The following is a 14,161-nucleotide window of genomic DNA, read 5'->3' as shown; positions in this document are numbered from 1 at the left end:
CCATCCCTTCGCGCAAAAGGGGAGACCAGCAAGCAGTTTTTGCATTTTTTTCTTGCCTGCGTTGTCTCTTTTGCCAGGGAGACAGACTTTTTTTGAGCAGATACTAAAGAAGGAAATCATCATGCTGCAAGCAACCAACCTTGGCTATCCCCGTATTGGCAGGCAACGCGAATTAAAGAAAGCCTTGGAGCAATTCTGGTCTGGCCGGATCAGCGAGCAGGATCTGCTCGCCCGTGCAGCCATCCTCCGCCAACAACACTGGCAACTCCAGCAAGAGCTTGGATTGCATCATATTCCCTCCAACGATTTTTCTCTCTACGATCAGGTGCTCGATACCATTGCTCTGGTCGGGGCCATCCCTGAACGCTTCCATTGGGATGGAAACCAAGTTGATCTCTCCCTCTATTTTGCCATGGCGCGAGGCATGGTCCATGATCAGAACCAGGACGAAGCCCTCCCGGCGATGGAAATGACTAAATGGTTTGATACCAATTATCACTACATTGTGCCAGAATTTCAGCCCCAGCAGACTTTTCATCTTGCCTCCACCAAGCCAATCAATGAGTTTCTTGAGGCAAAGCTTCTTGGTATCCATACTCGCCCGGTTCTGCTTGGCCCCATTTCCTTCCTCCTGTTAGGAAAAATGTATCCTCACGAAACCAAGTCTTTAACCTTACTTGATCGCCTCCTGCCAATCTATGAAGAAGTGCTGCGAAAGCTATCTGAAGCCGGTGCGGATTGGATTCAGATCGATGAGCCATGCCTGACCCTCGACCTGGATACGGCGACCATCGCGCTTTTTCAGCAGGTGTATCGCCGACTTAGTGCCGTTTCGTCTTCTCTGCGCCTCCTTCTCGCCACTTATTTTGGCGACCTGGGTCCCCACACCCCGACGATTCTCCATCTCCCTGTGGCAGCGGTCCACCTGGATCTCGTGCGTGCCCCCCAGCAACTGGCGCTAGCCCTGGAGGAAGCCCCGGGCTCGTTAATCCTCTCGCTCGGTGTGGTCGATGGACGCAATGTCTGGCGCACCGACCTCGATCACGCCATAACGCTCATCAGAGAAGCAGTTCAGAAGCTGGGAACCGAACGCGTTTTGCTCGCTCCCTCGTGTTCGCTGCTGCATGTTCCGGTTGATCTGGCACAAGAGACGCATCTGGGAAACGAGTTGATGCAGTGGCTCGCTTTTGCCCGCCAAAAGCTCGAAGAGGTGGTACTCTTGACCAGGCTTCACCAGGAAACAGACCCTGCATCCCTGGAACAGCAAGCAGCTGCGCGCCAGGCCTTGGAGCAACGGTGGACATCACCCATCATCCATGACCCGAAAGTAAAGCAACACGTGGCCGCTGTCAAAGATCACGAGGCTCGTCGCCAGAGTCCCTTTGCTGTGCGCCAGGCGCAACAACAGCAGATTCTTGCGCTCCCGCTCTTACCCACTACTACCATTGGTTCCTTTCCCCAGACGGAAGCGGTGCGAACAACACGAGCAGCCTATACTAGTGGAAAATTGGTAAGCGCGGATTACGAGACATTTCTGCGTGAGGAAATCACGCGCACGATTCGCTTCCAGGAAGAAATCGGTTTGGATGTGCTGGTTCATGGGGAGTTTGAGCGAACCGATATGGTGGAATACTTTGGCAAGCTCCTCAACGGCTTTGCCTTCACACTCCATGGTTGGGTCCAGAGTTATGGATCACGCTGTGTCCGGCCTCCCATTCTTTATGGAGATGTTACACGCCCGGAACCCATGACCGTCCGCTGGTCAACCTTTGCCCAATCGTTGACGGAACGTCCCGTCAAAGGGATGTTGACCGGGCCTGTGACGATTCTGCAATGGTCCTTTGTCAGAGATGACCAGCCACGCCGGGACACCTGTTATCAACTCGCTCTGGCATTGAGAGAGGAGGTCCAGGATCTGGAGGCGGCAGGCATCCGGGTAATACAGATCGACGAGCCAGCGTTACGAGAAGGCTTGCCGCTACGACACAGTGCCTGGGCCGAATATCTGGCCTGGGCGGTCAATTGCTTCCGCTTGGTCTCCTCTAGCGTGCGTGATGAGACGCAGATTCATACCCATATGTGTTATTCGGAATTCGGAGACATCTTTGAAGCGATTGCCAGCATGGATGCGGATGTCCTCTCCATCGAGGCCTCCCGCTCCCGCCTGGAATTGCTGGAGACGTTCCTGATAGTCCACTACCCCAACGCGATTGGGCCAGGCGTCTACGATATTCATTCGCCGCGCATTCCTTCACAAGACGAATATGAACAGAACCTGGAGCATCTGCTCAAGGCCCTGCCGGCCCAACAACTCTGGGTGAATCCTGATTGCGGCTTGAAAACGCGGCGTTGGGAAGAAGTGCTTCTTGCTTTGCAACATATGACCGCAGCCGCGCAGTCTATTCGCCAGAGACAGGGTAGACAAAAATGAATGCTGGACCTTCCTGGCTACCGCTGGGGGCAGTGACAGGCATTGGCAGCCTCCCGTGCATCGATGCACGGGAAGCGCTCCAGCTGATAGCCGAATGGTGTCCAGAAATCCCATTCTGGCCGCAGTTGCCTCGCCGGGCTGCGCAGGAGGGAATGATTGAGCAGGCCCTGGGTTCTGGCATCTCTTTCTTTGTTCCCCGTCGGACAGCATATGGGTACGCATTGCGGATCAGGTCTCGGCAAGCGTGCTTGCGGCATCTCTCTCAGGGAGATGCCGCACTGACCGAGCAAACTGCCGCCGGCTTTTTTGCCTTTGAACAGGCCCTGGCATCTGGCCTCTTCCCTCACGCCCACGCCTTGAAAGGGCAATGCGTGGGACCGCTCACTCTGGCCTGCCAGTTGTTCTCTGGTGACCAGCCGTTGCTCTTTGACCCGGAGGCGCTCTCTGCTCTTGCAACCCATGTCACACGTCAGGCATTGTGGCAAACTCAGCGCCTGCAACGCTGGAGACTGCCAACCCTCTGTTTTCTGGATGAGCCATGCCTGGCGCTTCTGGATACAGAACCATATCTGTCCGTCAGGTCGCAGGCCGTCATGCTCCTGAGGGGTGTGGTGCAGGCCATCCAACGGTCAGGGGTGCTCGTTGGCGTACATTGTTGTGCCGAGCAGGTCTCTTTTCCCTTGCTCTGCCAGATTGCGCCAGATGTTCTCTCGTTTGACGCTTTCCAGCGGCTGGAAACCTTTTGCTCTGACCAGCGGGTAGATTCCTTTTTTGAGCACGGTGGGCTGACTGCCTTTGGGCTCGTCCCGACTACTGATCTTTCCATGCCTGACGCCTCGGTCCTCTTTGCTCGCTGGCTGCTCGCGTGCCCAGAGAAAGAGGTCCAATACCGAGCGGCCCGAACGTTGATTACAGCAACCTGTGGTCTGGGCCTCCTCGACCGGGAACACGCGCAGGCATCATTCCAGGTGGCAGGAGCCCTTGCGGCTCTGGTCAAAAAAGTGGCTACAGTCCATAGCCTTCCCCAAAGACAAGATCGTAAGCATTGACAGAATACCTGTTGTGACAAAGACGCAAAGGAAGATCTTTGGTGAGGCAATGTGTGTGTTATACTTATTGATGTAACCAAACAATCTATCGTCTGCAAGGGGAGCTCGGTGAAGCCGGGCTGAGAACACAACCGGAATGTGTGGTGGACCCTTAACCTGATCTGGATAATACCAGCGGAGGTAATGCGTCGATGATAGCAACGATCATGTTCTTTCGATGCCCCATTTCGTTCATCCATCCATGTTTGACTCCTTGATTGAGCTCCCTTTGCCTCTTTATTGGAGGTTAAACGATGTCTTTTGAAACACATCCATATACAGCGGATATGGCGCGGCCACGGCTGAGTGAGCGCCTGCGTGAGGGCTGTCGTTCACTCTGGCAACGCCAGATGGAACATCCCTTTGTGGTCGCACTGGGCAACGGTACGCTACCCAGTGCCAACTTCCAGTTCTATATTCTTCAGGATGCGCTTTTCCTGGATGAACTGACGAAAACCTTCGCGTATGCGACGACCAAGACCACCAATCATGAAGAGATGGAGCAGTTTGGCACGTTTGTGCTCAATACCCTGCTCGTTGAGGCTGACTTGCATCATCGTTATGGCGAACGTTTTGGACTTTCGCCTGCTGAAATGACGACGATCCCTATGGCTCCAACGAACTATGCGTATACACCTCATCTCTTAACCATTGCCACCGTGGGAACGCTTCCTGAACTCCTCACAGCTATCCTCCCCTGTGCCTGGATTTATGCAGAAGTTGGTCACCATCTGCTAGACACTGTGCCTCCTGCACCCGACCATCCCTATCGAGATTGGCTGCTAACTTATGCCTCACCTGACTTTGATAGTGTCGGTACGTGGATTCGTGAGCGGCTCGATCAACGAGCTCCCTTTCTCAATGCTCAAGAGGAAGCGCGTCTGCATGAGATCTTCTTGACGAGTACACGTTACGAATGGCTCTTCTGGGACATGGCCTGGAAGATGGAGGAATGGCCATAAAGATGGAGTGAACCTCTCAGGCCGATCAGTGCCCAACGTCGACTTGTCCGTTCGCAGAGCCCAATAGGCTCTTCTATTCCAATCTAAGGATGGTATGTATGGAACGATTAATGTCGCGTTACCCAGGAGAACATTGGGATTGTATCCATATCCCGCGTACATCACTGCCGTCCCGATGGAGACGCCCCACTCTCTGGTACGATCTAGCAATCCCAGCGCGATGTCTGGCTTGCTCTGTTGGCTTATCGACTCGGGGGCCTGTGCCTGTTTGCGGCGCTCGGTATCCTGTATCCAGGCTTCCGGCAGAAAGAGTTGGGCGCTGACTGGCCAATGGAAAAGGGGACTGCTCGCAGGGTCATCAGCCAAGAACTCAACACTGACTATGACCTGGCAGTTGCCAATCTTGCCCAGGGTTCCCGATGAAGCGATAAAATGAATCCAGCTCCATTTTATCGCTTTTTTTCTGTTGTTGTCCTGGTCGTCCAAGTATCCATCTGTGTGCTCCTTTTCGTCTTGAGTGTGATTGTGTACGCTTCACGCATTGCGTTGACGATCATGTGTGTTCCGACGATGTTAATCGCTTTCAGGCGGATTGGAGCGTTTTACTGATTGATGCAGACGATTTGCGTCAGATGGGGCAACGGCTTGGTCAGCTTGGGCAAGCGATGAGGAAAGTGGTCGGAAATGCCTCGATAGGAGCTATTGAGCGAGTTGGAGGAACGAGTATCGTCCCAGCCTGTTGAAAAAGCTCTCCTAAAACTCATCGGTAAAGCTAGATGGGCATGATGTTCAAATCCTTGAGAAACTCGACGTATCGGGAAAGAGAAGGCTTCTTCCCCCGAAGGAGATGAACGCCACGCTCCAAAATCCCCAAAAAGAGGCTGTCATGGCCTCCGTTGGGAATGGACGCCGTCCCCACCCCCGCTTTTTGAGCAGCCGTTTAAGATTTTGCCCTGCCGCGGTCATCAGCGTTTCACAATTCACTTTCCAGAGCCGTCGTAAGCGAAATCGCCTGTAAATTTTCACGAAAAATGAAGGGTATTTTTGCGAATTAAGTGAAGGAACAGTATTTCGTGTAGTCATTCAATGAATCAATGGGAGAGCGTGAGAAGCGGGCTGAAGGAGATCTGTAGCGTAGGGAAAGACAGGTTGCTTCGTGAAAAAGCGGCGAAAGAAGTGCGTGAAAGAGCGGAGAAAGTGATCCCGGAAGGGGATATGAGAGCAAGCAAGCGGCAGTATATGCCTTGGAAGCGGGTGCAGTGCTCTTCTGGTGTGGATGTGTCCTCTTTTTCTGCGCATGGAGTAAATACATCTTTTTAAATAGAGTGAAGTATGAAGATATTGTCACGTGTATTGATTGACAGAGGATGTTTTGCTCGATAGAGTGGTAGAAATGCGGAGGAGGAAGGAAAGGGGATGGAAGAAGAGCCGTTGGTGATGCTGGTGGGGTTAACGCCGAGGCAGCGAGAGAGCGCGCTAGAGCGGTATGCGTTGCTGCGGCCGTGTCTGGAAGAGGGAATGACGCAGTCGTGGGTGGCGCGAGAGCAGCAGGTGTCGAGGTCTCCGGTGCAGCGGTGGATGCGGGTGTATCGTGAAAAGGGGTTGAGCGGTTTGGCGCCAGGAGGACGTGCGGATCGAGGGCAGGTGCGAGGCGTGCCGCAGGAGTTGATCGCCTTGATTGAGGGGCTGGGACTGGAGAGGATTGAGCGGGAAGTCGGGTGCGATTCATGCGCTGGTGCGTGAGGTGGCAAGGGTGAATGACTGGCCGGAGCCGAGTTATGGACAAGTGTATCGCATCATCCGAGGCCTGCCGGAGGATGTGAAAACGTTGGCGAGGGAGGGGCGAGCGCGGGTATCGAGAGACGTATGATGTGCTCTATCGGCGAGAGGCCTCGAGAGCGAATCGGATCTGGCAGGCAGATCATTGCCGGTTGTGCATCTATGTGTGTCGAGGGAAGCAGGAGAGGGACAAGCCATGGTTGACGGTGATCGAAGACGATTACAGCCGAGCGATCGCCGGGTATCAACTGGGCTGGAAGACGCCATCGAGTTATCAAACGAGCCTGGCCTTGCGGCAGGCGATCGGGGTGAAGGATGATCCGCGGTGGCAGATCTGTGGGATTCCGGAGCGTTTGTATAGCGATCATGGATCAGATTTTCGGTCAAAGCACCTGGAGGCGGTGGCGATCGATCTGAAAATGGGATTGATCTTTTCGCAGGTGGGCAAGCCACGAGGGAGGGGAAGATCGAACGGTTTTTTCGCACGATGGAGGAGATGCTGTTAGCGAGGTTGCCCGGGTACGCGCCGGTGGTGAAAGATCTGAGAGAGCAGGGGGAAATCAATGCGTGTGCGAAGAAGGAAGCGTGTTTGACGCTGGAAGAGCTGGAGACGATTCTGCGGAATTGGGTGCTGGAGACCTATCAGAAGCGAGAGCATACGGAGACGCAGATGGCCCCAGAGGACCGTTGGCGCGGAAGTGGAGTGTTGCCCCGACTGCCGGAAAACGAGGAGCAATTGGATCTGTTGTTATTGCACCCGCGGCGCCGGTATAAAGTGCACCAGGAGGGAATTCGATTCGAGGGGGCGTGGTATCAGCATGCGCTGCTTGGGGATTCTGTGGGAGAGGCGGTGACGATTCGATACGACCCACAAGTTAATGTGAGTGGTCAAGCGGAGCGGTAGGACCTCTGTCCTGCACTGTTTACAACATTCCTCTCGGGGTGTATCTTCTGCTGAAGAATGGTGTGGTGAATAGGTGGAAAGTGGAAGGGAAGAGGATGCAAACAACGACGCCTCCAAAACAGCAGGGAGATACTTCCTCACAGATTCGTCGGGTACGTGGCCAGCCAGGAGACCGCTACGATCTTATTTTTCTCGATCACCAGGATCGGATCATTGTTCCGCTCACAGAATGGTATCGCTTGCGGAAAGAGCAGGGGCCAGAGAGCACGAGAAGGACCTATCTTGCGTGCCTGCAGTCCTACTTTGCGTTTCTGGCAGAGAGCGGATGTCACTGGGATGCTGCTCCAGAGCAGTTGCGTCAAACGTTGATGACCTTTTATCGCGAACGTCTCAAGTGTCACATCCGCCCACAAAGAGGAATGGATACTGTTGAGATTATCTTGACCCGTGAAACGCCGCTGCGAGAGAGTACCCTCAAGGTCATGCGCGCAGCCTTGCGAGATTTGTACCTGGTCATGAAAGAGGCCGGGCTGTATGCGTTTGCGAACCCACTCTCCTCGGATGTGCTTGTTGCGCTCAAGCGTGAACGGGAACGCATGCTGGCGAACAAAGGTGCTCCGGATCAGGCTGGGATACGGGGAGAGACGCATGAGCAATCCCGACGGCGACCAACGGCCTTTCTGCGCCAGCATCAACCCCAAGGGTGGAAGCCCGAGAGACGCAAAGAGTTGGCTGATGTGCGCGAAGGGATCCACAAGGTCATCAATGCCATGCTTGATAGTGAGGTGGTGTCGGCGCGTGAGAAAGCGGTGCTCCACCTGCTGCAATCAACCGGAGCCAGGATTCACGAAATTGCCCACATGACGGTGGGCGGCTACCAAAACACAGGGATGGCCGGTCAGGCGCAGGTCATGAACAAAGGGAGCTATGGTCGCGAGGTCAAGACCATCTACTTTGCCCACAATCCGTGCGTTCAGGTGGCCCTCAACGTGTATTTTGAGCAGATGAGGCCACTGCATGATCCAGAGGGATGCCGTCGACTCAGCGATGTGGCTCCTGACGCTCCTCTCTTCCTCACAGAGCGAGGGACGCCCTATTCTCCGAACGTGTTTTACTGGCATTGGTATCGCCACTATCTATCATGGCAGACGCTGTGTCCGGTGCGTTTTTCTCCCCATGACCTGAGACATTTGTTTGTGACAGAGTATCTGATCAAGCTCAAGCAGGCATGTGGAGCTGGCACAGCCTCCTTTGATGCGGAAAAATATCTCCGTGAACGAGAGGCGTTCGGCAAAACCATTATGGCCTGGCGGAGTATCCACACCATCGATATGTACGATCAGAGCCGTGAAGGAGAAGCGGTTTTTTCTGTCCTGGCAGGCTATCAGCAGGATCTTGCCCAGCGCTGCTACGCGATAGGGTCACCCCAGGCTGCGCTTCCCGCAAAGCCGTGTGTGGTGACCCAGGCAACCGAGGCAGAGCCACGACCCAATCAGGAGGCGACGGTTGTGTGGATGCATGATGAAGAGACGCTCAACTGGATTAAGAGCATGGAACAGCAGGCAGGGCAGCCATGGGAAACGGTGGGAAGAAGGGAGGAAAGAGGGGAATGATGATGCCATCGGGGAGCACTGCATCTGCCACAAGCACATCTGTAGACCAGCCTGATCGTGTGCCACGGCTGCATTTTAACAAGCCGAAGGAGCGGGCAAATCATATTCAGGCGTTTTTGACGTGGCTGCCACCGATGCTGAAAACTGCTCCTGGTATTTGTTGGGAACGGTTGCCCAGCGTCATCATGGGCTATCTTATCAATGCGGTTGACCTGCCAGAGGTGGTTGCCATTACGCTTGCGATTGGCTGCGCGATGGATGCCATGAAGCCAAAGACCTTGTACACGTATTGCATAGCGATCACCAACCTCTTCCGGAGGTTACGCAGAAGCTACGGAATGATGACGCTTGCTGATCTGAGTGAGCGTCGCATTTGGGATGCGTTTGTGGCAGGGAGATTGATCACCAGTGGTGATCTCAACATGCTCAAACGGTACGAAACGTTGGCGTGTGTCTATCAGCGACCCTATGTGGAGGACCTTCCTGAACGGCACCAGGTGATATGGAAGCCCTATCTGCTGCCGAAGCTACCGCGTGGATTTTGTGAAAAACAGGCTCAGCAACAGGCAGTGATTGCAGCCACCGAGGCTCGGCGTAAGGAACAATCGGATGTCATTGTGCCGCTCTTTCCCTTGCTCGTCGAACTTGCCCAACTGCGGAAACAAGCGGCCGAACGCCTGGTCAAGGAATATCGAAGGCTGTGCAGGTGCGCTGAGCGCGGAGAGATTGCGCTGCCCTATCACTTTGCGTATGCAGATCGGCAGTTTTCCGTGGCGGAGCATGCGCAGACGCTGGCGGAGGTCCAACTCATTGAACAGCCCATCACCCTTTCGCTGACGCTCTGGAATCGGACGCAGTGGGTCAAGAGCCATCCAGATCTGTACACGAAAGACGTTCAGAGGCGTGCACAACGGCAAATCGAGGCATATGCGCCGGAGCGCAATGGCTACTTCTTGCAGTACGAAGGACCGCCGGAACAGTTGCTCTGGTGTGGTGACCTCATTGAGAAGCAACACATCAGTCAGCGCCATGGAAAAGACATGGTGGGTACCCGTCGCCCCGGACTCCTGTCACCGGATGCCAGTGTTGCGTACTGGTTTCGATGGGCAAGAGGGCTCTCTGGATCTGTCCTCTTTGAGCCTGAGTCGCTCTACAGAGGAGTGCTTTTTGCCGCAGCGTTGGCGACGCTGTCTCTGACCAATGGAAGTCGCGTGAGCGAACTGCTTCAGGTCAGCGCTTCCCGTTTTGAGACCATCGTGGTGGATGAATTGAAGAACCAGCAACCGACTGGTCGCAAAGTGGGTGTGCTCGTCCAGAAGCTCTTACCCAAAGGATACCAACACGAGAGTGAGCGGCAGTTTTTTCTCATCAGCGAGATGGCAGTTCGCCATCTGAAAGAGATTGCGGAACTGCTGCAATCTGCCCATGGTGGGCGTATCCCCCTGGTGTACCCCGAGGCGTTTGGCAACAAAGCCGATGATTTGGTCGCTGAACCGTACTTTTTTCAATGGGGGCCACCTCAGATGGGCATCTTGGCCACTTCACGGCACAGGATGTTGCTCAGTTGCTGCGTTTTCTCTTCCATGGCCTGACCCTGACTACTCGAGCAGGCGATCCGATCCGTATTGCTCCCCATCTTCTCCGACATGTCCTGGCCACGCACGCAAGAACGGCTCTGAACATCCCGGCAGAGGCGATTGCCTACCTGTTGCACCATCGAGTGCGGTTGGAAGGCTCATCAGGGGTGCTGGCCATCCCGGAAGCGACTGCCTACTACAGCCGTTTACCGGTGGCCCAATTATTGGCATTGCTGTTTGAGATCCAACCGCAACTTTCTTCAGATCAAGGGTGCTCCTATCTCCAAGCCCCCTCGCCTCAAACGTTAGAGCAGATGGATGAGGCGTTGCGCACACAATTTGAGCGCTCCGGCCTGATTGGGCCGACCGTCCTTGGATTTTGCAGTGCTGGCACCTGTGTTCGTCCTGATAACCGGGGAATTTGTGCCAATTGCCGGTATCTGGTGCCTCATTACAGCAATTTGCCCAAAGCTAAGATTTGGCGAAGACTCTACGTGTTGCAAGCCAAGCTTCATGATGATCAGGGACATGCTGTCGATGCAGAGCAAGCCCGTAAGATGGTTCAGTCGATTGATGATGCGATTGGGATCATGGAGATTCAGATTCGTACCCGTCAAGATGGTGGCTATCTCCCATTTGTAGATACCCTGCCGTCAACCCAGGGTGAGGAAGGAGAAGAGCGATGACCCGCCCCTCTGATGATGCGTATGCCCACCTGCGAACGCATGCCGCAGTCCAAAGACAAGCCACAGTTGATCGTCTTCGCCAAGCCATTACACAGCTTGAGGCCGATGGTCGCCCAGTGAATACGTTCACGATTAAAGAAGTGAGTGGCCTGGATTACATGTCCTACTACCGGAATCGAGAAGCCTTCTCACTCTTTCAGGAACATAGTACCCATCTGCGCAAGGAGCGCGAACAGAAATGGGCGAAGCAGCAAGCCGCCAGTCGAGGGAGGCCAAGAAAAACGAGGCAAAGCCAGGCAACGTCGTCCAGAGTCAAGGTGTTGCCTCGCGATCCTCTGCTTGACTACAAACGCTCCCGTCTGGTGGAACTTTTGCATGAGGCGCGTGCCGAACGCGATGAAGCAAAACGGCAGGCACGAGTGGCCCAAGTCGAAGCAGAACAGCAGGTACAAGGAGAACGAACCACATACGAACAGCACTACAACACCCTTCTGCAAGAGCATATGCTCTGTGGGGTGACCATCGCGCGTCTGAAGGCCGAACTTGCCGAGTTCCAAGTCTTCATGGAGCGCTTCCGTTCGGCGCTGCGAAAAGAAGAGTATGACCACTGAACCACTGATCGTCGGAAACCAACCGCCATGTTTCTCGGTGGTACTGCTTTTTTTCTTCCCGAGAGATTCAAGCAAGATGTATCGTCGCGCTCTGGCATTGAAGAAGGTCGAATGCTCTCGTGATTGCATTGCTGTATCCATACATATTGCACTGTGAATGCTGTCAAAGGGAACCTGTGTCGCATGGTATCTAGCACGTTTTATCCACCATCAGGACGAAGGGAGCCAAAGGAGCCAGGCAACGATCGTGGCTCGGGCTAGGTACTGCATGAGGCCGATGCGGTGTAAAACGTGTAACACACGCGTATTTCGGCCATATCGGTGGGTTTCTTCTAGTTGCTATTGATCCACGCTCTTTTGAACTGAAACAGGCGTAGGTCTACCTCTGTTTTAAACAAAGGAAGAGAAGGAGTGTTGATGTTGGTTCTCAGCGGAGTTGTCGTCCATCTCGGCATTGTTATCATGAGGTGTAAATTTTATGATTAAATAGCTCGTTTTTTTTGTTGATCATGTGTTTCGTTTGTGCGAGGCGAGTGAACTGGGCGGCACAGCAGGCTGTTCTGGAGGCCAGCGGACGCGCGGCCTGTGCTTCTGCTTCTTATGGCACGCAGACCACAGTTGAGTGCGACGCGCAGAACGGTACCTGATCCCATCATTGGATCAAGAATAATAGAGTGTTGAGGGAGTTTCTGAAGTTCTTTCAGCGCGATCTCGGGAGCCATACGCGCAGGGAAAGCATGAATAGGCCGAATAGAGACCATTGATGTTAAATCCTTTCAACTATCATTAAGCAAATCATAACATATCTATTGACTCTATTGACTCTATTGCATATTTATGAGCTAAATAGTTGGGCCATGAATAGCAATGCTTTGGAAGATGAAGTAAACGGAGCCTGGAAAACGTGTGGTTACTTCCTCTAAGGAGATCGAGAAGCAAGGAATCAAAAAGAGAGGCTTACTCTGCTGGACGGGGAGGGTTGAAGGGAATTGGGGGATGCGAAAGTGAAAAAAGATGCCCGACATGATCTGTCCTGTGTCTGATCAGCCGTTGTGCTGGACCGAGCCTGCGAGAGGAGAGCTGATGTGTGCTCCTCTCGCAGGGCCCTGCGATCTTGTTTAATTGTTGTGTGTGTATCGTTTCCCTCCACCCAGGGCGTCAAATCATCCGGCGCCCTGGGTGGAGGCGTGTACACGACGTGCCTCGGTGTCGAGGCAAGAACTGGTGCGTCTCTCTCCTCCTGCACGTGTTTTTTTAGTATGCTCCACGGAGAAAGGTGCGTCAAGAGGGTTTCCCTTTTAAACATAGCATAGATGGTGCCATTTTACAAGAGTAGGGAATACGAGCGAATGGTGAGTGGGAAAGAAAAAAGAGCAGCTATCCCTCTCTTCGGGGGGCAGCAACCAGCGCGGGCGGTGCGAACCCACACCTCGTACGCCTGCTTGTTTCTGGGGGAGCTGCTCATTGGGCGCCAGTGGATCCACTGGCGCCCAATCTTGCCTGTTTCCTTATGAGGCCTGCTGTTGTGCGCTCTGTTGCTCTCAGGCAAGGATATGATATTCCTTCTTGACAGGAAACCAGTGACAGGAAACCAGTGACATCATACTCCATGGCCCAGGTGGAAAGGGATATGTCCCTGGCTCGTCACAGGTGAACAGGAGGGCCACGATGGCGAAGACATGAGGGTGGGTGCACGATCGCTGAGTCCAGGAGTGAGAGCCAGCCGTGCGAACCGCGACAACAGTTCAGCTTCCTGAACTGTGCGGGTTATGGGAGCGAGAATGACCGTGGTGGAAGACACATCGGCATGTGCAAACCGATCACGCAGGTGCGGCATCTGATGAAAGCCCTCCCGGTGACGCAGGAGAATAGCTGGGAGAATCCGCGCACGAATGAACGAGAACAGAGTGGGCTGCGGGTGTTCAATCTGTCGGAGGGGGAAGGGGTACAGATGAACGCGCGCACCCAGGGCGTGACCCAGGAACGACTCAGCCAGCAGGTAATGCTCAAGGATCCGAACGGCCTGGTGGAGCGCGCCTGACCACGTGGAATTGAGGCAGGTGAAATACCTCAACAACCTGATCGAGCAAGACCACCGGTTCATCCAACCTTTCCTCAACGCTTGACGAAGCCGGGGATGGGCTTCTTTTCCTTCGAGACAGCGTGGCGAACCGTACAAGGCTTCGAGATGATGAACATGTTGCGGAAAGGGCAAGTCAGCGGGGTGAGCAAAGGAGACAAAAGGAGACATCAGCAGGCAAATCACCTTCATCGCTCACCAGTTTGGAGTGGCTTCCTAAGCTGAACAGGAAGCGAGGTTCACGTCCTCATGTTTCTCCCAGAGTTTTTGCAACACAGCCAATTATCAGGGGTCAGTAGTGCGGGAGTATGTGAGCCGAGTATGTGAGCCAAGGGTGTGGGGAGCTGAGGAGAGTGCTGCTGGTGGTGGTGGTGCGTCGTGCAGCGTTTTGAGGCTGATGAGGGTGGTATGTCAGCGGTGTGGGGAAAGG

The 14,161-nt window shown here is 54.1% G+C and carries 14 protein-coding genes, 2 pseudogenes and 1 riboswitch; of the genes and pseudogenes, 13 read left to right on the top strand and 3 right to left on the bottom strand.

All coding sequences use genetic code 11. The features are described 5' to 3' along the window. Positions 1–121: 121 nt before the first annotated feature. From metE to tenA, 3 genes are all read left to right on the top strand, one after another. A complete protein-coding gene (metE, locus tag JMI88_RS02435; protein WP_236022786.1) occupies positions 122–2,431 on the top strand; it encodes a 5-methyltetrahydropteroyltriglutamate--homocysteine S-methyltransferase in 2,310 nt (769 codons plus the stop codon). Then, positions 2,428–3,480, top strand: a complete 1,053-nt coding sequence (locus JMI88_RS02430) for a uroporphyrinogen decarboxylase/cobalamine-independent methonine synthase family protein (protein WP_201360167.1) — start codon at positions 2,428–2,430, stop codon at positions 3,478–3,480. Before metE ends, JMI88_RS02430 begins: the two co-directional genes overlap by 4 nt. 87 nt (positions 3,481–3,567) lie before the next feature. Further along, a riboswitch (TPP riboswitch) is annotated at positions 3,568–3,681 on the top strand. 92 nt (positions 3,682–3,773) lie between these two features. Then, positions 3,774–4,481 (top strand): thiaminase II, encoded by a 708-nt coding sequence (gene tenA, locus JMI88_RS02425; RefSeq protein ID WP_201360166.1) that lies wholly within the window; start codon positions 3,774–3,776, stop codon positions 4,479–4,481. A gap of 117 nt (positions 4,482–4,598) precedes the next feature. On the opposite strand, the pseudogene JMI88_RS40505 reads toward tenA, so the two are convergent. Then, a pseudogene (locus tag JMI88_RS40505) lies at positions 4,599–4,847 on the bottom strand (transposase); the annotation flags it as partial. 783 nt (positions 4,848–5,630) lie between these two features. On the opposite strand from JMI88_RS40505, the gene JMI88_RS02415 reads away from it, so the two are divergent. The 8 genes from JMI88_RS02415 to JMI88_RS02380 all read left to right on the top strand — a co-directional run bounded on the left by JMI88_RS02415 (position 5,631) and on the right by JMI88_RS02380 (position 11,651). Continuing rightward, the gene (locus JMI88_RS02415; protein ID WP_201360165.1) at positions 5,631–5,801 is read left to right on the top strand and encodes a hypothetical protein; all 171 of its coding nucleotides are present in this window, start codon (positions 5,631–5,633) and stop codon (positions 5,799–5,801) included. A gap of 96 nt (positions 5,802–5,897) precedes the next feature. After that, positions 5,898–6,224: a helix-turn-helix domain-containing protein gene (locus tag JMI88_RS02410; RefSeq protein ID WP_201360164.1), complete on the top strand. Its 327-nt coding sequence runs from the start codon at positions 5,898–5,900 to the stop codon at positions 6,222–6,224. A gap of 128 nt (positions 6,225–6,352) precedes the next feature. Beyond that, a complete protein-coding gene (locus tag JMI88_RS02405) occupies positions 6,353–6,766 on the top strand; it encodes a TnsB C-terminal domain-containing protein (protein WP_201360163.1) in 414 nt (137 codons plus the stop codon). Between the two features lie 83 nt (positions 6,767–6,849). After that, entirely contained in the window at positions 6,850–7,164 is a 315-nt protein-coding gene (locus JMI88_RS02400) for a Mu transposase C-terminal domain-containing protein (protein ID WP_201360162.1), read from the top strand. Positions 7,165–7,259: 95 nt separating this feature from the next. Beyond that, positions 7,260–8,777 carry a site-specific integrase gene (locus JMI88_RS02395; protein ID WP_201360161.1) on the top strand — a complete coding sequence of 506 codons (1,518 nt, stop codon included), beginning with the start codon at positions 7,260–7,262 and terminating at the stop codon, positions 8,775–8,777. Then, positions 8,774–10,369, top strand: coding sequence for a hypothetical protein (locus JMI88_RS02390; RefSeq protein WP_201360160.1), 1,596 nt, complete (start codon positions 8,774–8,776; stop codon positions 10,367–10,369). Before JMI88_RS02395 ends, JMI88_RS02390 begins: the two co-directional genes overlap by 4 nt. Further along, positions 10,342–11,040: a hypothetical protein gene (locus JMI88_RS02385; RefSeq protein ID WP_201360159.1), complete on the top strand. Its 699-nt coding sequence runs from the start codon at positions 10,342–10,344 to the stop codon at positions 11,038–11,040. Before JMI88_RS02390 ends, JMI88_RS02385 begins: the two co-directional genes overlap by 28 nt. After that, positions 11,037–11,651 carry a hypothetical protein gene (locus tag JMI88_RS02380; protein ID WP_201360158.1) on the top strand — a complete coding sequence of 205 codons (615 nt, stop codon included), beginning with the start codon at positions 11,037–11,039 and terminating at the stop codon, positions 11,649–11,651. The genes JMI88_RS02385 and JMI88_RS02380 overlap by 4 nt, the downstream gene beginning before the upstream one ends. Positions 11,652–12,133: 482 nt before the next feature. Here the strand turns inward: JMI88_RS02380 and JMI88_RS02375 are convergent, their stop codons facing one another. Both JMI88_RS02375 and JMI88_RS39230 read right to left on the bottom strand, forming a co-directional pair. Continuing rightward, positions 12,134–12,412: a TRM11 family methyltransferase gene (locus tag JMI88_RS02375; RefSeq protein WP_201360157.1), complete on the bottom strand. Its 279-nt coding sequence runs from the start codon at positions 12,410–12,412 to the stop codon at positions 12,134–12,136. Between the two features lie 839 nt (positions 12,413–13,251). After that, the gene (locus JMI88_RS39230; RefSeq protein ID WP_236022785.1) at positions 13,252–13,488 is read right to left on the bottom strand and encodes a hypothetical protein; all 237 of its coding nucleotides are present in this window, start codon (positions 13,486–13,488) and stop codon (positions 13,252–13,254) included. A gap of 3 nt (positions 13,489–13,491) precedes the next feature. Between JMI88_RS39230 and JMI88_RS39225 the strand changes: the two genes are divergently transcribed. Both JMI88_RS39225 and JMI88_RS39220 read left to right on the top strand, forming a co-directional pair. Then, positions 13,492–13,692 (top strand): VOC family protein, encoded by a 201-nt coding sequence (locus JMI88_RS39225; protein ID WP_236022784.1) that lies wholly within the window; start codon positions 13,492–13,494, stop codon positions 13,690–13,692. Positions 13,693–13,696: 4 nt separating this feature from the next. Then, positions 13,697–13,951, top strand: a pseudogene (locus tag JMI88_RS39220) (DDE-type integrase/transposase/recombinase); the annotation flags it as partial. Positions 13,952–14,161: the final 210 nt, after the last annotated feature.

Source organism: Dictyobacter formicarum (genome assembly GCF_016587435.1).
Note: the sequence above shows the minus strand (reverse complement) of the source record. Positions and strands in the feature narration are given on the sequence as shown.